The 17,945-nt window shown below is 59.3% G+C and carries 19 protein-coding genes; 11 read left to right on the top strand and 8 right to left on the bottom strand.

Annotated elements, in window-relative coordinates; translation table 11 throughout:
• Positions 1–125 precede the first annotated feature (125 nt).
• Positions 126–761, top strand: a complete 636-nt coding sequence (locus tag ACSBQS_RS02485) for an AAA family ATPase (protein WP_016928620.1) — start codon at positions 126–128, stop codon at positions 759–761.
• Positions 758–1,060 (top strand): hypothetical protein, encoded by a 303-nt coding sequence (locus ACSBQS_RS02480; RefSeq protein WP_033642294.1) that lies wholly within the window; start codon positions 758–760, stop codon positions 1,058–1,060. Before ACSBQS_RS02485 ends, ACSBQS_RS02480 begins: the two co-directional genes overlap by 4 nt.
• A 41-nt stretch (positions 1,061–1,101) precedes the next feature.
• Here ACSBQS_RS02480 and ACSBQS_RS02475 read toward each other — a convergent pair whose 3' ends face one another.
• A complete protein-coding gene (locus ACSBQS_RS02475) occupies positions 1,102–1,863 on the bottom strand; it encodes a CDP-diacylglycerol diphosphatase (RefSeq protein ID WP_033652399.1) in 762 nt (253 codons plus the stop codon).
• A gap of 237 nt (positions 1,864–2,100) precedes the next feature.
• On the opposite strand from ACSBQS_RS02475, the gene ACSBQS_RS02470 reads away from it, so the two are divergent.
• The gene (locus ACSBQS_RS02470; protein ID WP_434990848.1) at positions 2,101–2,901 is read left to right on the top strand and encodes an alpha/beta fold hydrolase; all 801 of its coding nucleotides are present in this window, start codon (positions 2,101–2,103) and stop codon (positions 2,899–2,901) included.
• Positions 2,902–2,942: 41 nt separating this feature from the next.
• On the opposite strand, the gene ACSBQS_RS02465 is transcribed toward ACSBQS_RS02470, so the two are convergent.
• The 3 genes from ACSBQS_RS02465 to ACSBQS_RS02455 are packed head-to-tail and all read right to left on the bottom strand — an operon-like array spanning position 2,943 to position 5,017.
• On the bottom strand, positions 2,943–3,545 hold the full coding sequence (locus ACSBQS_RS02465) for a helix-turn-helix transcriptional regulator (RefSeq protein WP_050440169.1): 603 nt from the start codon (positions 3,543–3,545) through the stop codon (positions 2,943–2,945).
• Positions 3,542–4,828 carry an O-antigen ligase family protein gene (locus ACSBQS_RS02460; protein ID WP_158524422.1) on the bottom strand — a complete coding sequence of 429 codons (1,287 nt, stop codon included), beginning with the start codon at positions 4,826–4,828 and terminating at the stop codon, positions 3,542–3,544. Before ACSBQS_RS02460 ends, ACSBQS_RS02465 begins: the two co-directional genes overlap by 4 nt.
• A 36-nt stretch (positions 4,829–4,864) precedes the next feature.
• Positions 4,865–5,017: a hypothetical protein gene (locus ACSBQS_RS02455; RefSeq protein WP_154219866.1), complete on the bottom strand. Its 153-nt coding sequence runs from the start codon at positions 5,015–5,017 to the stop codon at positions 4,865–4,867.
• A 363-nt stretch (positions 5,018–5,380) separates the two neighbouring features.
• Here ACSBQS_RS02455 and ACSBQS_RS02450 point away from each other — a divergent pair, with 363 nt between their 5' ends.
• Together ACSBQS_RS02450 and ACSBQS_RS02445 are read left to right on the top strand one after the other, a co-directional pair.
• Positions 5,381–6,184 (top strand): winged helix-turn-helix domain-containing protein, encoded by an 804-nt coding sequence (locus ACSBQS_RS02450; protein ID WP_197666256.1) that lies wholly within the window; start codon positions 5,381–5,383, stop codon positions 6,182–6,184.
• On the top strand, positions 6,181–6,696 hold the full coding sequence (locus ACSBQS_RS02445) for a hypothetical protein (RefSeq protein ID WP_197666255.1): 516 nt from the start codon (positions 6,181–6,183) through the stop codon (positions 6,694–6,696). Before ACSBQS_RS02450 ends, ACSBQS_RS02445 begins: the two co-directional genes overlap by 4 nt.
• Positions 6,697–6,751: 55 nt before the next feature.
• On the opposite strand, the gene ACSBQS_RS02440 is transcribed toward ACSBQS_RS02445, so the two are convergent.
• The 3 genes from ACSBQS_RS02440 to ACSBQS_RS02430 all read right to left on the bottom strand — a co-directional run bounded on the left by ACSBQS_RS02440 (position 6,752) and on the right by ACSBQS_RS02430 (position 11,081).
• A complete protein-coding gene (locus tag ACSBQS_RS02440) occupies positions 6,752–7,675 on the bottom strand; it encodes a PEP phosphonomutase (protein WP_047025646.1) in 924 nt (307 codons plus the stop codon).
• A gap of 75 nt (positions 7,676–7,750) precedes the next feature.
• Positions 7,751–10,048 (bottom strand): beta-glucosidase BglX, encoded by a 2,298-nt coding sequence (gene bglX, locus ACSBQS_RS02435; protein ID WP_094142458.1) that lies wholly within the window; start codon positions 10,046–10,048, stop codon positions 7,751–7,753.
• A 112-nt stretch (positions 10,049–10,160) separates the two neighbouring features.
• On the bottom strand, positions 10,161–11,081 hold the full coding sequence (locus ACSBQS_RS02430) for a LysR substrate-binding domain-containing protein (protein WP_046686621.1): 921 nt from the start codon (positions 11,079–11,081) through the stop codon (positions 10,161–10,163).
• Positions 11,082–11,199: 118 nt separating this feature from the next.
• Here ACSBQS_RS02430 and ACSBQS_RS02425 point away from each other — a divergent pair, with 118 nt between their 5' ends.
• Positions 11,200–12,354, top strand: coding sequence for a pyridoxal phosphate-dependent aminotransferase (locus tag ACSBQS_RS02425; RefSeq protein WP_089191332.1), 1,155 nt, complete (start codon positions 11,200–11,202; stop codon positions 12,352–12,354).
• A gap of 34 nt (positions 12,355–12,388) precedes the next feature.
• Positions 12,389–13,168: an ABC transporter substrate-binding protein gene (locus tag ACSBQS_RS02420; RefSeq protein ID WP_047025650.1), complete on the top strand. Its 780-nt coding sequence runs from the start codon at positions 12,389–12,391 to the stop codon at positions 13,166–13,168.
• Between the two features lie 34 nt (positions 13,169–13,202).
• Here ACSBQS_RS02420 and ddlA read toward each other — a convergent pair whose 3' ends face one another.
• A complete protein-coding gene (gene ddlA / locus ACSBQS_RS02415; protein WP_015377061.1) occupies positions 13,203–14,306 on the bottom strand; it encodes a D-alanine--D-alanine ligase in 1,104 nt (367 codons plus the stop codon).
• Positions 14,307–14,474: 168 nt separating this feature from the next.
• Here ddlA and ACSBQS_RS02410 point away from each other — a divergent pair, with 168 nt between their 5' ends.
• The 4 genes from ACSBQS_RS02410 to ACSBQS_RS02395 all read left to right on the top strand — a co-directional run bounded on the left by ACSBQS_RS02410 (position 14,475) and on the right by ACSBQS_RS02395 (position 17,945).
• Positions 14,475–14,678 carry a ParD-like family protein gene (locus ACSBQS_RS02410; RefSeq protein WP_006324220.1) on the top strand — a complete coding sequence of 68 codons (204 nt, stop codon included), beginning with the start codon at positions 14,475–14,477 and terminating at the stop codon, positions 14,676–14,678.
• A complete protein-coding gene (gene map, locus ACSBQS_RS02405) occupies positions 14,675–15,469 on the top strand; it encodes a type I methionyl aminopeptidase (protein ID WP_033642282.1) in 795 nt (264 codons plus the stop codon). Before ACSBQS_RS02410 ends, map begins: the two co-directional genes overlap by 4 nt.
• 126 nt (positions 15,470–15,595) lie before the next feature.
• On the top strand, positions 15,596–17,302 hold the full coding sequence (dld, locus tag ACSBQS_RS02400) for a D-lactate dehydrogenase (protein WP_033652392.1): 1,707 nt from the start codon (positions 15,596–15,598) through the stop codon (positions 17,300–17,302).
• 217 nt (positions 17,303–17,519) lie between these two features.
• On the top strand, positions 17,520–17,945 hold the full coding sequence (locus tag ACSBQS_RS02395) for a PAS domain-containing protein (protein WP_023447580.1): 426 nt from the start codon (positions 17,520–17,522) through the stop codon (positions 17,943–17,945).

The raw sequence follows: 17,945 nt of genomic DNA, 5'->3' as shown, positions 1-17,945 counted from the left end.
CTTGGCAAGCCGCCGCAGTTGGTGCATATTGTTCGCGAGTTGTTCTTGTTAACCTGTTTGATTATCAACCTAATAAGCACATTAACTTAATAAGTTACCCGCTTAATAACTTGAGAGATGGCAGCATGATTGTTCTGATTGGCTCGCAAAAAGGCGGCGTCGGCAAATCGACGAAAGCAGTGAATATCGCCGGGTATCTGATTCTTAAGCAAGGCAAGACGGCGATCATCGTCGATGCCGACGACCAGAAATCGATCATGACCTGGTACAACGACCGTCAGAACGTCGAGGGGTTGCCGCACATTCCGGTGGTGGCCGCGTCGGGTAAAATCAAGGAAACGCTGCTGGAGCTCGATCGCCATTACGACTACGTGATCGTCGATACCGCCGGCCGCGACAGCGCCGAACTGCGCTCCGGCCTGCTGGCCGCCGATCTGTTCCTCTCGCCGCTGCGCCCTTCGCAGATGGATCTCGACACCATCGGCTATCTGTCGGAGATGTTCTCCACCGCGCAGGAATACAACGAGAAGGTCAAAGGCTACATCGTATTGAACATGTGCCCGACCAATATCTTCATTAATGAAGCCAACGAAGCGGCGCAGGTGCTGAGTGAATACCCGGAGTTCACCCTGGTGAGCAATCGCCTGTGCGACCGCAAGATTTACCGCGACGCCTGGGGTGAAGCCATCACCGTGCACGAAGCGAACAATGAAAAGGCGCAGACCGAAATTGAATGCCTGGTGAAAGAGGTGATCCTGTGAAGAAACGCACCCCCACCCACCGCATGTCGGAAGACGAATTCATCAACAGCGCCACCTCGCATACGTTGCCGGTTGCGGCGCCCGCGCCGGAAGCCAAGCCGGCCGGCCGCAAGCGTACTTATAAGGCGATCTCCGTCAGCCTGACGGACAACCACATTGAGGCTATCGATGAAGTGATCGTCCAGGCGGCGCGCAACGGCATCGTGCGTATCACCCGTTCCGACATCATCAAACTGGCGATCGACGGATTGGCGGAGAAAAGCGAAGCGCAACTGCTGGCGCTGCTGAAAAAACTCTGACCGCACGGCAGCCGCCGGCTGATCGAGCCGGCGGGCCGTTATCATCTAGAGTTCCCCGCGACCTCGCACCGGTAGTCCTGAATTTCACCGGCCGACCCCAGGTTGAGATCGGTCAACTTCAAACGGTTTGCCAACAGCAGCATCTCGCCCTGCGGGCTGACCGCCAGCGCCAGGCCGTAATTGCCGATGCTGTCGCCCTGCTCGACCACGTAGTTTTGCAACAAGCGGAAAGGATCTTCCTGGGTTAAATCGGTGCCCGCCAATTTTCTGGCCAGATATTGATGGCCGACCAATTTCACCGCCAGCGGCCGCCACTGTTGATCTAATTGCTCAGCCTGTTCCCCCAGCGCGTTATAGACATCCTGGCGCAAGCAGGCAACGTGAATATGCAACTGATTTTGAGAGCGGCCATATTTCGAATTGACCGCCAGAGAAACCCATGCGTCTTTTAACGGTTTACCCAGCTCGCTGGATATATGTTCGCGGTTATTCCAGGCCTGGGCGAAATAAGGCGGCGTTCGATCCGCTTGCAATATCGGGCTCTCGATGCCGCTGACCTTTTCGGTCGGCATCACCAGATCGTGGTAAGGGCCCTTGCTGTCCTTAAACAGCACATATCCCTCGGTTAAATCCACCTTTAAGCAGGGCGCAGGATCGTGGTTCTGCTGCTGATTGGGCACGCACTGTTGGCTGACTATCTGCCACAGCGCATTCGGATTGCCGCGCCCGAAGAACCACCACAGCACCGCCGCCAGCAGCAAAATGACAAGCAAAATAATTAATAGTCTGAAAAGTCTTTTCATCGCGACTCCCTGTTTATCTATTCCATACCGAAAGGAGCGCCAGCATAAACCAAGGCTCCGGCATCGACCAGAATATTATCCTTAATGTCACCTTTATTGACGTCTTGTTAGCAATGGATAATTAAAAATAAGCCTCCACCTGAGTAATTTAAGGTAAATTAATACCGTGGGTTGAATATGAGTGTGATATAAGCAGCCGGGACTCTTTTTATATAAGGAACCGATAAGATGCCAACGATGGGCAAATCCCTGCATTATCTCGACGTAGGTTCAGGCTTTCCATTGCTGCTGGGCCACAGCTATCTGTTCGATCTGAATATGTGGGCGCCGCAGTTTGAAGCGCTGGCTAAACGCTACCGCCTGATCGTACCGGATCTCTGGGGCCACGGCGATTCACCGGCGCTGCCACCCGGGCGAAACAGCCTGTCGGATATCGCCGCCGATCATTTGGCGCTGATGGATCATTTGGATATTGAAGAGTTCGGCATCGTCGGCCTGTCCGTCGGCGGCATGTGGGGCGCCGAACTGGCGGCGCTGGCGCCGGAGCGGGTGAAAGTGCTGGCGCTGCTGGACAGCTACCTGGGCGACGAAACTCCAGAGGCACGGCAGCGCTATATGGGCATGCTGGCCGCCGTGGAACAGGCCGGCGCCATCACGCCGCCGCTGCTGGAATATATCGCCGCGCAGTTCTATTCCGACGAAGTGCCCGCTGCGCTGTCGCAGCCGTTGCTGGCCCATCTGCAAAGCCTGCCCGCCGAGCGCCTGCGCGAAAGCATCGTGCCGCTGGGCCGGATGATCTTCGGCCGCCCCGACAAGCTGGCGCTGCTGGAACACATCACCGCCGCCAGCATCGTCATCACCGGCGCGCAGGATAAGCCGCGCCCGCCGGCGGAAGGCCAGCGCATGGCGGATCTTCTCGGCTGCCGATACGTGCTGATCCCCAACGCCGGGCATATCAGCAACAAGGAAAATCCGGCGGCGGTCAATGAAACGCTGCTGGCGTTTCTGGCCGAAAGCACCACGCCGCTGTTTTGGTAAGTCGCTCCGGGCCGCCAGGCCCGGACCTGCCATGCCATCGCTCAGACGACGTGGCTATCGCCATTTCCCTGACCGAACTCCCCCAGACGCAACCAGCGGTAAAGCTCCGCATCGCGCTGGAAATGCATCTTTCTCATCACCGCCCGTTTATGCGTGCTCACCGTCTTGATGCTGACCCGAAGCCGACGGGCAATGGCGGTCGGCGTCATTTCCCAACTCAGGTAACGCATCACTTGTTTTTCCTGCGGCGTCAATGGCAACGGCTGGCACCAGGCGCAACAAGAAAAACCGCAGGCGCCGCCGGTTCGGCCTTTTATCACCCGCGCTACCGTGTGCAACAGCTTTGCGACGCCTTCATTGCGGTACACCCTGCCCGCTTCCCTCAGGCACCCCGAAATGGCGCGAATGCGAGCTTCTCTGAGATCGTAAACGGCGAGATAAAGGGCGTGAGGAGCATGGGGAGGATGGCAAAAACGCGCCATGTCGCCTTTGGCGATCGCCTGGAACACAAGGTCGGCATTCATCGGCTCGCTGCAGCGCGCCTCGATGCCACGTTCACTAAAATAGTCGCTCAACGCCCGATACGCCCCGGCGACAAAAAAGCGGTCGATATCCAGGAAGGCGATATTGATGACCGTGTTCACGCCGTTTCCCTCCGCGCGAAAACAAACCGGCAAAACCGGCCGGCATTGAGCCTGCTGCGCCCATCCAACGTAACGAGCAGCAGCGTCAAAACCGCCCATTGGATGAGCGACAGCCCGAACGGGTAGGAAAACTGCGCGCACAGCAGCAAGGGAATGCCGCTCGCCGCCAACGCGGCCTCTTCCCCGGCGGCCGGGCTGTGCAAGCGGGCGGCGATGCGCTCCCGTCGCCATGTTTGGCGCACCAGCGCCGCCACGCCCGCCAGCAGGCACAACATGCCAGCCAACGCAACGACGCCGCCTTCTATCCACCACAGCAGGAGCTCATTATAGGGTTGCCGCGCTGCGCCTGCCCGCGCCACCGCGGGCAGCGCATGGGCCTGTAAATGCTCAAAGCCATGCTCGAATCGGCCATAGCCCCATCCCAACCAGGGCCGCTCTACCACCAGCGCCAGCGAATCAAGCAGCGTATCGCAGCACGGCGCGGCATTCGACAAGCGAACGCCGGCGTTCAATTCATCCGCCAATATCGCCAGGCAGAATCCCAATGCCGTCATCAGCAGCGCGAGCACACAATGCAGCGGGTATCTGCGCACAAACATCAGGGTCAACAGCGCGGCACCCAATAGCACGCTGAGACAAACGGTCTGCGATGCCCCCCAGCCCAGCGCGGCGGATAAACCGATCAAGAGCGGCAGCAAGAGTAAAATACGCCATCGCTCGTTATCTCGGCGCAACATGCGGAACCGAGGCAACACCGTCAGACCCCATCCCGCCAATAATCCGCTCGCCAATAAACTGCTCGCGGCATCCGGCCAACGCCCCCCGCTGCCGGCATAGCCCGCCGCCGCCTCGGCCGGGAAGGAAAAAAGCCAAATGCCTCCCACGGCAGCGGCTAATACCAGCGTATAGATAAACGCAATACGCACGTGCTGCATGACCCGATATTGCAATAGGATAAAGTAAATAATCCAACTGCCAAACAGGCAGGCCATTCGCCCGACGGTAAGCACGCCCCACTCGGCACGAGAATAAAAAAGGGGCAGCAGCAATATCACCGCGCCCAGCGCAAAGAAAAAACACGCGGGGGTCATCCCCCACGCTTTTCGCAAAAAAAGGAGCGCGCCGCCGACGCCCAATAAAGCAAACAGGACAACCCCAATCACAAGAGAATATGGAAACGTCAGCGAGAAATAGTTCATATCATAGTGATAAATATAGCCACCCAACAAAAGCAATACGCTGACATAGACCATCACCATGAACTTTAAACATGGAATAGACATAATAATTTCATCCCAAAATATCTATCTGAAAAACCATCAGAAAAGGCTAAGCCATTTTTCAATTGCAATAAAAGAAATGCCTGTCAGCAACACCAGCCCGGTAACTATCGCCATCACAATCCCGACAGATTGAATAGCTTCAAAAAGCTTTCGCCTGTAGCGTAAAAGCGTCCAGTTTCTTTTAAACATACCTTTTCCTCTTGGCCATTCAGGCTTCAAGCAAAGAAAGTCCGCAATTTAAACGTGGATTACCGGCAAAATCCTGTCGCATTCCCCAGCGAGTTCCATCGTATCGCCGCAGCCAAAATCAAGATATATGTATTCAATTTAACCATAAAAACAGTTTTTAATTCCTATAAATAATAAAAATAAGGAATTAAAAACCAAAACAAAGAAAACCTAATATTATAAAACTGGCGACACCCGTACGTTTGAACTTTCGCCAAAAATTTCACAACATGAAAAAATCGCCATCATCTTGACGGGTGAAAAATAATAGATGACTCTGTCCTCGCTAAATTTCGCCGTCGCTATAAGGGCAAGCAGCAAATTATGGAATACGTCATTAATCAGATGATTATTTTCTCACCTGCCGAACGCGCATTGTTCATCATCAATGAACGGGAATCTTTTATGCCGTTATCTAATCCTGCCACCCGCTTGTTGTTAGAGTTGGTTACCCATCATAAAGAGATGCTCACCCGCAGGCATTTGATGCAGCGGGTCTGGGAAGATAATGGTTTTGTGGGTTCAAACAATAATCTGAATGGTTGCATCAGTGAGATAAGAAAAGCGCTTGAGTCGTTGGCGCTGGATCCGCAAATCATTATTACCATCCCCAAACTGGGGTTCATTCTTGAAGCGGAAATTACCTCATGCGAAAACATGCGCTCACCGGACAACCAAGAAGCGGTTATTCCCACCCTGTTGACCCGGGCCGGCGCACTGTTAAAACGGCGTGGGAATATCTGCCAGGCAAATAAAGCGCCCCTTGCCGCAGCATTGATGATGATTGCGTGCTTTAGCCTCGTCTGCGCTTTATTGTGGTTCAACCGGCCGGTTCACGCGTTCAAAAACGCCAAGGTCGATTTTTTTTATCGCCATGAGCAGTGCAACGTTTTTACGTTGGAAACCGCCGCGCTGAACGACCGGCGTGAAACGCAAGCGCAAATTGCCGCTGCATTGAAAGCTGAAGCGACCGACTGCGGCACAACGCCCGCCGATCTGTTCTACACCAAAATCGCCAACCCCAATCTTCCTTTTCAGGTCACCTTCATCGCCATCTGCAATCTGGCGCAACCTGGTCAATATGGCCGGTGCCGCACGATCAAAAACACCGACGGTATGACGCCATGAACAAAAAAACACGCTTTATCGTCGGCTTGTTATTGCTGATGGCACCCCTGGCAAGCCAGGTCGTCCAGCTGTCGCACCATCCTAAAACCTTACTGCGTTGCGAAGCGGAGATCACCGCGCGCAACCGCTATGGCCCAGCCATGGAGCCCGCCGCGGTTTTAAAAGCAAAGATGTATTTTTTCCTCTACCACAACGGCACTGGCTTTATCAGGCTCAATGGCTTTATCGAGCGACAAGAAAAGACCTATGTGCTGAACCGCGAACTTCACTATGTGTATGACCCCCCCGGCGATGAGGCGGCTGAAGAGGATGGCGGCGGCGATGGGTACACGCTGCGATTCGCCGCCGACCGTAAACATGCCGGAGATACGGTTCCCGCCCCCCTTTGGGCGACCTTTTTGCAGTCGGAAGATCCCCGAATCTCCTACCATGTCGCCATCGAACACGTACTCGGCAACCTGTATGTGGTCAGTACGCTTCAAAGCCCGACCTTTGTCTGCCGGCGTTATTAGGCTATGCGTTGCGAGTGTTGCCTATCGGAAGAAAAGCCCGCAAGCGGCAGCCATTTCAGCGGTTAATTGAACGCGCCATGCGGCTGTAGGTGTGGCGCACGCCGCGAATCGCCACGCTGTAGGCGAAGATGTTTTCCGGCAGCGCCAGCCCCAAATAGCCGGTATCGCCGATATGGTGCAGATCCGCGCCGGCCATTTTGCTCATCAGCGCAATCTGCCGCACGGTCTGCACGTCGGCCCCCTCTTGCGAGGTGCCGATCGCCGTCATCGCCAGCGCCCCCTGCCGCTGGGTAAAGGCGATCAGCGCCGCCACTTTCTCCTGCGACATGCCGGGAATGGTGCCCGGAGCAGGCAGCAGCACGATGTCCGCACCGTTCTCCACGAACAGCGCGATGTCCTGCTCGCCGATCAGTTGGCTGCCGCTTTCGCGCACAATGCCGGCGCCGTGCATTTTGCCGGTCACCAGCACCATCTCGTCGCCCACTTCATCGCGTATCGCTTTCAGCGCGGCGGCGATCGCCTGATTGCTGACGCCGTTGTTCGGGTTGCCGGTCAACACCAGCATGCGCGCGCCGAGCTGATACAGCTTGCGCGCATTCTCGGCGGTGGCGGCGCGGCCCGCCGTCATCTGCCAAAAGTCGTTATGTTCGCTGGCGAAAGCCGGATCGACGGCCTCCAGGTTCACCCCGATCACCCGCCCGGTCAGGCGCTGCAGCGTGCGCAGCGCCTCCTGCGGCGGCACGTCGGCGGGCAGGCCCGCGATATGCGGACGATCGACGTCGAACAGGTTCAACAACAGCAGGTCGGCGCCCTGGCTGGCCGCCAGTTCGGCGTTGGTGACGTTATTGAGCAGCGGCTGAGTGACCGCGATGGTTTCGCTGACCAAGATGCGCCCTTCGCTGGCGCGGATGGCGTAGAGCAGATCGGCTTTGCCGATATCGGCCAGATCGCTGGCGCTGCAGTCCAGATAGCGTTTCATGAGGCAAGCTCCGGTGACGTTAGCGGAAAGGGATGGATGCCCCCTCTCCCACCGCAGTGAAAGAGGGGGAAAAGGTTACTTCAGCGTAAAGCTTTGCGCCTGCACGTTGTCGGAATCCAGGCCGACGAACACGTTGAATTTGCCCGGCTCCGCCCCCCACTTCAGGCTGGCGTTGTAGAACTTCAGATCGTCTTCGCTAATCGGCAGCTCAACCTGCTGCGACTGGCCGGCCTTCAGCGTCACTTTCTTGAAGTTGCGCAGCTCTTTCACCGGGCGGCTGACCGACGCGGTGACGTCCTGCAGATACAGCTGCACCACCGTGGCGCCGTCGTACTTGCCGGTATTCTTCAGCGTGACGCTGGCGGTTAACTTGCCGTTGCGCGCCATCGTCGGGCTGGATAACTTTAGATCCGACAGGCTGAAGGTGGTGTAGCTCAAGCCGTAACCAAACGGATACAGCGGGCCGTTCGGCGAATCGAAGTAGCGCGAGGTGTACTTGCCCGGGTTCTCCTTGCCGAACGGCCGGCCGGTGTTCAGGTGGTTGTAGTACATCGGGATCTGGCCGACCGAGCGCGGGAAGGTCATCGGCAGCTTGCCCGACGGGTTGTAATCGCCGAACAGCACGTCCGCCACCGCGTTGCCGCCCTCGGTGCCGCTGTACCAGGTTTCCAGCATCGCGTCCGCCTGCTCGCTCTCCCAGCTCAATGCCAGCGGGCGGCCGTTCATCAGCACCAGCACCAGCGGCTTGCCGGTGGCTTTCAGCGCGGCGATCAGATCGCGTTGGCTCTGCGGGATCGTGATGTCGGCGCGGCTGGAGGCCTCGTGCGCCATGCCCTGCGATTCCCCCACCACCGCCACCACCACATCGGCCTTGTTCGCCGCCTGCACCGCTTCGTCGATCATCTGCTGCGGCGAACGGGTATCGAACGCCACCGCCGGCTCATACTCGTTAAGATAATCGATGATGCCTTTATCCTGCGTAACGTTGGCGCCCTTGGCGTACAGAATGCGCGCCTTGTCGCCCACCGCCCGCTCCAGCCCCTCGCGCAGGGTGACCGACTGCTTGACCACCCCGGCGGCCGACCAACTGCCCATCACGTCGCGCTGGCTGTCGGCCATCGGCCCGACCAGCGCGATGGTCGCCTGCTTGCTCAGCGGCAGCGTCTGCTTATCGTTCTTCAGCAGCACCATCGTCTTGCGCGCCACCACCCGCGCTTCGGCGCGGTGCAGACGGCTTTCGGCGTTGGTGTCCTGCGGATCGGAACCCGCCGGGCCCAGATGCACGTAAGGATTGGTGAACAGCCCCATGTCGTATTTGGTGTTCAGCACGTCGCGGCAGGCGCGGTCGATATCGCTTTCAGACACCAGTCCGTCCTTCACCAGACCCGGCAGGTATTTGTCGTAGAACTCGTCGCTCATGCTCATGTCGACGCCGGAGGTGATCGCCAGGCGCACCGCGTCGCGCGCGTCGGCGGCCACGCCGTGCTTAATCAGTTCCTTAATCGCGCCGTGGTCGCTGATGGTGATGCCTTTAAAGCCCCACTGCTCGCGCAGCAGATCTTTCAGCAGCCACGGGTTGGCGGTGGCCGGCACGCCGTTCACCGAGTTGAGCGACACCATCACTCCGCCGCTGCCGGCGTCCACCGCCGCTTTGTAAGGCGGCAGATAGTCCTGATGCATGCGCAGCGGGCTCATGTCGACGGTGTTGTAATCGCGGCCGCCTTCGACGGCGCCGTACAATGCAAAGTGCTTGACGCTGGCCATCACCGAACCGGGTTTGGCCGGATCGCCGTTCTGGAAACCGTCGACCATCACCTTGGCGATTTTCGAGACCAGCCAAGTGTCTTCGCCGAAGCCTTCGGAGACCCGGCCCCAGCGCGGATCGCGGGTGATATCGACCATCGGCGCGAAGGTCATGTTCAGGCCGTCGTCGCTGGCCTCTTGCGCCGCGACCCGGGCGCTGAGCGCGATGGCTTCCAGATCGAAGCTGGCCGCCAGCCCCAGGCTGATCGGAAACACGGTGCGCTGGCCGTGCACCACGTCATAGGCGAAGAACAATGGGATTTTCAGGCGGCTGAGCTGCATCGCCTGATCCTGCATCACCCGGATATCCGGCCGGGTGACGGTATTGAAGATGGCGCCGATCTGCCCTTTGCGGATCCCCTCGCGGATCGCTTCTTTCGGGTTATCCGGCCCGACGCTGATCAGCCGCAGCTGGCCAATCTTCTCTTCCAGCGTCATCTGCTTCATCAAATTGGACACGAAGGCGTCGCGCTGCTGGGCGTGAATGCCCTGCGTTATCGGCGTTTCCTGCGCAAAAACCGGGCTGAGGGCCAGACCGGACAACATACTCACCACACAAAGCCATTTCATCTTGTTTTATCTCAGGCGTGTTTCCGCCGCCAACGCCGCGGAGTTTAATCGGAGTGAAGAAACAGTTTGCCACACTCTGTTTCATCGCCAAGGGAATTCGCATCGCTAATGTTTACAAAGCATTACAGGTTATTGGCAGGTAATTCTGCAGCCGGGCGCGGCTGTCGGCGGCCTCCGTCGCCAGAAAATCGATCAGCGCGGTTAACGTCGGCGGCGCCACCGTGCGTTCAGGATAGACCAAATAATAGGCCGCGCCGCTGCTGACGCAGAGCGGGAACGGCGTTACGATGCGCTGCGCCTGAATATCCTCCTCCAGCAGGCACAGATCGCCGATGGCGATGCCGAATCCCTGCAGCGCGGCGCTCATCGCCAGATCGAGGGTATCGAAATGCTGGGCCTTGCCGGACGGCAACGCATCGGCGCCCGCCGCCTTCAGCCAGCGCAGCCAGTCGCGCCGATCGCGCGTCGGGTGCAGCAGGGTTTTGTCCGTCAAGTCCGTCAACCGGGCTGCCGGCGGCAGGAACGTCGGCGTGCAGACCGGCGTGAGGATTTCGTCGAACAGCAAGTGCGCGGTCAGCTTTTTACCCGGCGGCCGGCCGAATACCACCGCGGCGTCAAACTGCTCGGTACTGAAATCCAGGCCGTGCGACACCGAGGCGGTCAGCTCGATATGCATGTCCGGCCGTTCATTTTGCAGGCGAATGATGCGCGGCAGCACCCAGCGCATGGCGCAGGTCGGGCATTTGATGCGCAGCGCCCCCGGCGGAGCGGCGGCCCGCGTCAGGGCTTCATCCAACTGCCCCAGCGCTTGCTGTACCGGCGCCAGCAGCTGCGCGCCCTGCGGCGTCAGCGCCAAACCGCGCGCCTGACGGCTGAACAGCGGATAGCCCAGACGCTGTTCCAGCCCGAGAATTTGCCGGCTGACCGCCCCCTGCGTCAGGTGCAGCTGCCGGGCGGCATGGGTAAAGTTGAGGCGTTGCGCCACCACCACAAAGGTTTTCAATACGTCGAGCGACGGCAGGGATATCGGCATAGCGTGCCTCGATTAGGTATGATCGTAGTGCATGGCAAGTATGACAAACTTTCCCTTGTCCGCCTACGCCGCCTGATGCTTAATCGCTCAACACTTCCCTGTTTGCCTGGAGCCCATCATGCAGAGCGCCTGCTCATCCCGCTCGAAGCTGCCGGACGTCGGCACCACCATCTTCACCGTTATTGGCCAACTCAGCGCCGAACATCAGGCCCTCAACCTGTCGCAGGGCGCGCCCAACTTCGCAGGTGACCCGCAGCTGATCGAGGCAACGGCGCAAGCCATGCGCGCAGGTCATAACCAATACGCGCCGATGAGCGGCGTGGCGGCGTTACGTGCTGCTCTGGCGGAAAAAGCTGAACGATTGTATGGCGCGCACTATGACGCCAACGAAGAAATCACGGTGATCGCCAGCGCCAGCGAAGGGCTGTACTCGGCGATCAGCGCACTGGTGCATCCCGGCGACGAGGTGATCTATTTCGAACCGGCGTTCGACAGCTATGCGCCGATCGTGCGCCTGCAGGGCGCCACGCCGGTGGCGATCAAACTGTCGCTGCAGGACTTTCGCGTCGACTGGGACGAAGTGGCCGCCGCCATCAACGGCAAAACGCGCATGATCATCGTCAACACGCCGCACAACCCGACCGGCGCGGTGTTCGACGCGCAGGATATCGACCGCCTGACCGCCCTGACCCGCGACACCGACATCGTGATCCTGTCCGACGAGGTCTACGAGCATGTGGTGTTCGACGGCGATATTCACCACAGCATGGCGCGCTACCCGCAGCTGGCGGAACGCAGCGTGATCGTGTCGTCGTTCGGTAAAACCTACCACGTCACCGGCTGGCGCGTCGGCTATTGCCTGGCGCCGGCGGCGTTGATGGACGAGATCCGCAAGGTGCACCAGTTCATGGTGTTCTCCGCCGATACGCCAATGCAGCACGCCTTCGCCGCCGCGCTCGCCAACCCGCAGAGTTACCTGGGGCTGGCGGCGTTTTACCAACAAAAGCGCGATCTGCTGGCCAGCGCCCTGCAGGATTCGCGCTTTGAGCTGCTGCCCAGCCGCGGCAGCTTCTTCATGCTGGCCCGTTTTAGCGGCTTCAGTCACGAAAGCGACAATGATTTCGCCGTGCGCTTGATCCGCGAAGCGAAGGTGGCGACGATCCCGCTGTCGGCGTTCTACAGCGACGGCACCGATACCGGCCTTATTCGGCTGAGTTTTTCCAAAGATAACGAGACCCTGCTGGAAGGCGCGCGCCGCCTGAGCCAGGTGTAATTTTTTGTCCGACCATGGGAAAGGGGCACTGCCTATGAAAGCTTTGAAAACGCTGTTCGCCGCCGGATGCCTGCTGGCCGCCGGCTCTTCTTTGGCGGCGGAAAACAGCCTGCGCTTCGGTCTGGAAGCGCTGTATCCGCCGTTCGAATCCAAATCCGCCAGCGGCAAACTGGAAGGGTTCGACATTGAACTGGGCGACGCGGTGTGCGCCGCCGCGCAGTTGCAATGCAGCTGGGTGGAAACCTCGTTCGACAGCCTGATCCCGGCGCTGCAGGCGCGCAAGTTCGACGCCATCAACTCGGCGATGAACGTGACCGAACAGCGGCGCCAGGCGATCGCCTTTACCGACGCCATCTATCAGGTGCCGAACCGCCTGATCGCCAAGGCCGACAGCGGCCTGCTGCCGGACGCCAAAGCGCTGGCGGGCAAACACGTGGGCGTGCTGCAAGGCTCGATTCAGGAGATCTACGCCAAAACCCATTGGGCGCCGGCGGGCGTGGATGTGGTGTCTTACCAGGATCAGAATCAGGTGTATCTCGATCTGGCGGCCGGTCGGCTCGACGCCACGCTGGTGATGGCGCCCTCGGGGCAAAGCGGCTTCCTGTCACAGCCGGACGGCAAGGGCTTCACCTTCGTCGGCGAAGCGGTGCGCGACGACAAGATCCTCGGTGAAGGCATCGCCTTCGGCCTGCGTAAAGGGGATGAGGCGCTGAAGAAGAAACTGGATGCCGCCATCGCCAAAGTGAAACAACAAGGCACGGTGACGGCGCTGTCGAAGAAGTATTTCGGCGATATCGACGTGACGGTGAAGTGATGGACGGGGGCGGCACCGCCGCCCCCTGCCGCGTTTAGCGATCGAACACCGAACTGTTCAGCGCGCGATCCTGCTGGTGGCGCTCCAGCGCCAATTCGATCAGGCGCGTGATCAGCGCCTGGTAGCTGACGCCGCTGGCGGCCCACAGCTTGGGATACATGCTGATGTTGGTGAAGCCCGGCAGCGTGTTAATCTCGTTGATCACCACCTGGTTATCCGGCGTCAGGAACACATCCACCCGCGCCAACCCGAAGCACTCCAGCGCGCGGAACGCCTTCAGCGCCACCTCACGGATGTGGTCGCTCACTTCCGGCGCGATCGCCGCCGGCACCACCACCTGAGCGCCCTGCTCATTGATGTATTTGGTGTCGTAGGAGTAGAAAGCGTCGCTCAGCACGATCTCGCCGCACACGCTGGCCTGCGGATCGTCGTTCCCCAGCACCGCACACTCGATCTCGCGGCCGACGATCGCCGACTCCACCAGTACTTTATGATCGAAACTGAAGGCCAGTGCCACCGCCGCGTCAAACTCGGCGCGGTTCTCCACCTTGCTGACCCCGACCGACGAGCCCTGGTTGGCCGGCTTGACGAACAGCGGCAGGCCGAGGCGCTCGCTCAGTTGCTCAAACGTGAACCCGGCGCGGTTGGCGCGCGTCAGGGTGACGAACGGCGCCACCGCCAGCCCGGCATCGCGCAGCAGGCGCTTGGTCACGTCTTTATCCATGCTGACCGCCGAGCCGAGCACGCCGGCGCCGACGAACGGCATATTGGCCATGCGCAGCAGCCCCTGCAGCGAGCCGTCTTCCCCCAGCGTGCCGTGCACGATCGGGAAGATGACGTCGAGCTGGCCCAGCGCGCCGGCGCTGCCCGCTTCGATCAGCTGCTGTTTTTCCTGGCCCGGGATCAGCGCCACGTTCTTGTTCGAGCGGTTCAGCGCGATCAGCGCCGGGTTCTCGGCGTTGAGCAGGTAGTTGGAGGCGTCGTTGATGTGCCACTGCCCCTGTTTGTCGATCCCCAGCAGCGTGACGTCAAACTTCTCTTTGTCGATTGCATCCACAATGTTTTTGGCCGACTGCAGCGACACCTCATGCTCCGCCGATTTACCGCCAAAAATCACCCCAACACGTAGTTTAGTCACGCCTTAAATCCTTCTGAAAAATCATGGCAAAAAAGTCGTTCATCACAATAAACGCATTGCCTGGCGGCGGCAATCGTTGTTGCCAGAATCTTCTTACGCCACAGAATGCCACATCGCGACCATCCAAAGCGTATACACTTCGTATATCGTTCATTTATGGAGACGCCGATGGGCATCGTAAAAATTTCGGACGCGCTGCATGACGATCTGCGCCTCGCCAGCCTGACCATGACGCGTTCGATCAACGCGCAGGCCGAGTACTGGATCAAGATCGGCATGCTGGCGGAGTTCCATCCGGAACTGACCTACCCGCAACTGGTAAAAAAAATGATGAAAGATAATGCGCTGACGCTGAAGGAGATTGTCGGGTGAAACAGATTGTGATTAAAACGCCGGAAGAGATTGCCAAAATGCGCCATTCCGGCGCTCTGCTGGCTAAAGTGTTTGCTATGCTCGATGAGGTCATCGTCGAAGGCATCTCCACCATGGAGATTAACGACCGCGCCGAGGCGTTTATCGTCGAAGAACTGAAGTCGCGCCCGGCCAGCAAGGGGCAGTATGATTTCCCCTATGTGCTCAACACCTCCGTAGACGACGTGGTATGCCACGGGGTGCCGTCGGCCAGCAAAATCCTGCGTTCCGGCATGATTGTCAACGTAGACATCACGCTGGAAAACGGCGGCTACATCGCCGACTCCAGCAAGATGTACTGCATCGGCCAGGTGACGCCGCTGGCCAAACGGCTGGTGAACAACGTCTATGAATCGATGTGGCAGGGCATTCGCGCGGTGAAACCGGGCGCCACCCTCGGCGATATCGGCCACGCCATCCAGCGCCACGCCGAGCAGGCCGGCTACAGCATCGTGCGGGAGTATTGCGGCCACGGCATCGGCCGCGACATGCACGAAGAGCCGGCGGTGCTGCACTACGGCCAACCCGGCAGCGGCATGGCGCTGCAGGAAGGCATGGTGTTCACCATCGAGCCGATGATCAATCAGGGCGACCGCCGCATCAAGCAGAAGAAAGACGGCTGGACGGTGGTGACGCGCGACAAAAAACTGTCGGCGCAGTGGGAACACACCGTAGCGGTCACCGCCGACGGCGTGGAAATCCTGACGCTGCGCGACGAAGAGCGTCGGGCCGGTTACGCCGAACGCTACTAAATCCGCAAGCCATTAGCTTAATAAGCTAATGGCTTGATAAGTTATTTAATTGATAACCTCTTAGCTGACTGCGCGGCACTCCGGCGCCGCGGTTAAAGCGACGGGGATGACAGGGAGACAGGCAGCATGCAGTCAGGCAATCAGGCGTTTCTCAACCAGCTTAAGGACATCGTCGGCGGCCCGCAGTTGTTGACCGGCGATCGCAACACCGAACGGTATCGCAAAGGGTTCCGCTCCGGCGAAGGCCAGGCGCTGGCGGTGGTGTTTCCCACTAGCCTGCTGCAGCTGTGGCGCATTCTGCAGGCCTGCGTGGCCGCCGATAAAATCGTCATCATGCAGGCCGCCAATACCGGCCTGACCGAGGGCTCAACCCCCAGCGGCAACGACTATGATCGCGATATCGTCATCGTCAGCACCCTGCGCCTCGACCATATTCAGGTGCTGGACAACGGCAAGCAGGTGGTCGGCTTCCCCGGCAGCACCCTGCACCACCTCGAGAAATTGCTCAAGCCCTACGGCCGTGAACCGCATTCGGTGATCGGCTCTTCCTGCATCGGCGCCTCTGTTATCGGCGGCGTGTGCAACAACTCCGGCGGCTCGCTGGTGAAACGCGGCCCGGCCTATACCGAAATGGCGCTGTACGCCCAGTTAGGAGAAGACGGCCAGCTGCGCCTGGTGAACCATCTGGGCATCCGGCTTGGCGACACGCCGGAAGAGATCCTCACCCGGCTGGAAAAAGGCGACTATCGCCCGAGCGACGTCGAATACGGCGAGCTGCGCGCCTCGGATAACGAGTACGCCAGCCGGGTGCGCGACGTCGACGCCGACACCCCTTCCCGCTTCAACGCCGACAAACGCCGCCTGTACGAAGCCTCCGGTTGCGCCGGCAAGCTGGCGGTGTTCGCGGTGCGGCTCGACACCTTCGAGAAAGAGGGCAAAGAGCAGGTGTTCTATATCGGCACCAACGACACCGCGGTGCTGACCGAACTGCGCCGCCACATGCTGAGCCAGTTCGAAAACCTGCCGGTGGCCGGTGAATATATGCACCGCGATATCTTCGACATCGCCGAGGTGTACGGCAAAGACACCTTCATGATGATCGACAAGCTCGGCACCGATCAGATGCCGCGCTTCTTCACCCTGAAAGGCCGCATGGACGCCAGCCTCAACAAGCTGCCGCTGCTGCCGCACAACCTGACCGATCGGCTGATGCAGGGCCTGAGCCATCTGGCGCCGAGCCACCTGCCGAAACGCATGAAGGAATACCGCGAACGTTTCGAACACCATCTGCTGCTGAAGATGGCCGGCCCCGGCGTGGAAGAGGCTCAGCGCTACCTGACCGACTATTTCGCCCAGGCCGAAGGTGCCTTCTTCGCCTGCACGCCTGACGAGGGCAAAAAGGCTTTTCTGCACCGCTTCGCCGCCGCCGGCGCCGCCGTGCGCTACCACGCGGTGCACGCCGACAAGGTGGAGGATATTCTGGCGCTGGACATCGCCCTGCGCCGCAACGACACCGACTGGTTCGAAACGCTGCCGCCGGAAATCGACAGTCAGTTGGTGCATAAGCTGTACTACGGCCACTTTATGTGCCACGTCTTCCACCAGGACTACGTGGTGAAGAAAGGCGTGGACAGCCATGCACTGAAAGAAAAGATGCTCGAGATCCTCAACCGGCGCGGCGCCGAGTACCCGGCGGAGCATAACGTCGGCCACCTGTACCACGCCAAACCGGATCTGCAAGCGTTCTACCGTACCGCCGATCCGACCAACAGCTTCAACCCCGGCATCGGCAAAACCAGCAAACGCAAAGGCTGGGCCGAAGCCCCCCGCTAAACGCCGCACGATCGGCCCGCCGCCCACCCGGCGCGGGCCTCACCGCCCCTGCCCGCCTCGTCGAGATCTTTGTGCCCATAAAGATGCATTTTTATTGCAACTTATAAAATTCCCGATTACCATTCATCGCAAATGAGAATTAATTACAAAGCTGTCGTGACGGATACATGACATCCGCCGTGGCATTCACCGCGAACGTAATGAGAAGGAACCTACCATGAGTCAGACCCTCGATTCCGCCCAGCTGTTGGCCGCGCTCGATAAAGTGATGGTGATCTCCACCACCGATCTGCAGGGCACCATCACCTACGTCAACGACCTGTTCTGCCAACTGACCGGCTTTTCCCGGGAAGAGCTGGTGGGCCAGCCCCACAGCATCGTGCGTCACCCTTCCGTGCCGAAAGCCGTTTACAAAGCAATGTGGGACACCATCAAGGCGGGCGGCATCTGGACCGGCATCATCCCGAACGTCGGCAAGGGTGGCGTGCTGTACGTGGTCGACACCACGGTGCAACCGCTGTATGACGCCCAAGGCAATATCGAGGCTTATATCAGCATCCGCCGCGTAATTAACGATCTGATGACCGACTTCGAATCGGTGGAATTCGCCAAAGAACAGTTCGACAACCACTACGACAAGTAA

It is taken from the genome of Serratia sp. H402Y (assembly GCF_051172415.1).
Lineage (GTDB): Bacteria > Pseudomonadota > Gammaproteobacteria > Enterobacterales > Enterobacteriaceae > Serratia > Serratia ureilytica.
The sequence above is the reverse complement of the archived record's forward strand: the minus strand, read 5'-3'. Positions and strand labels throughout refer to the sequence as shown.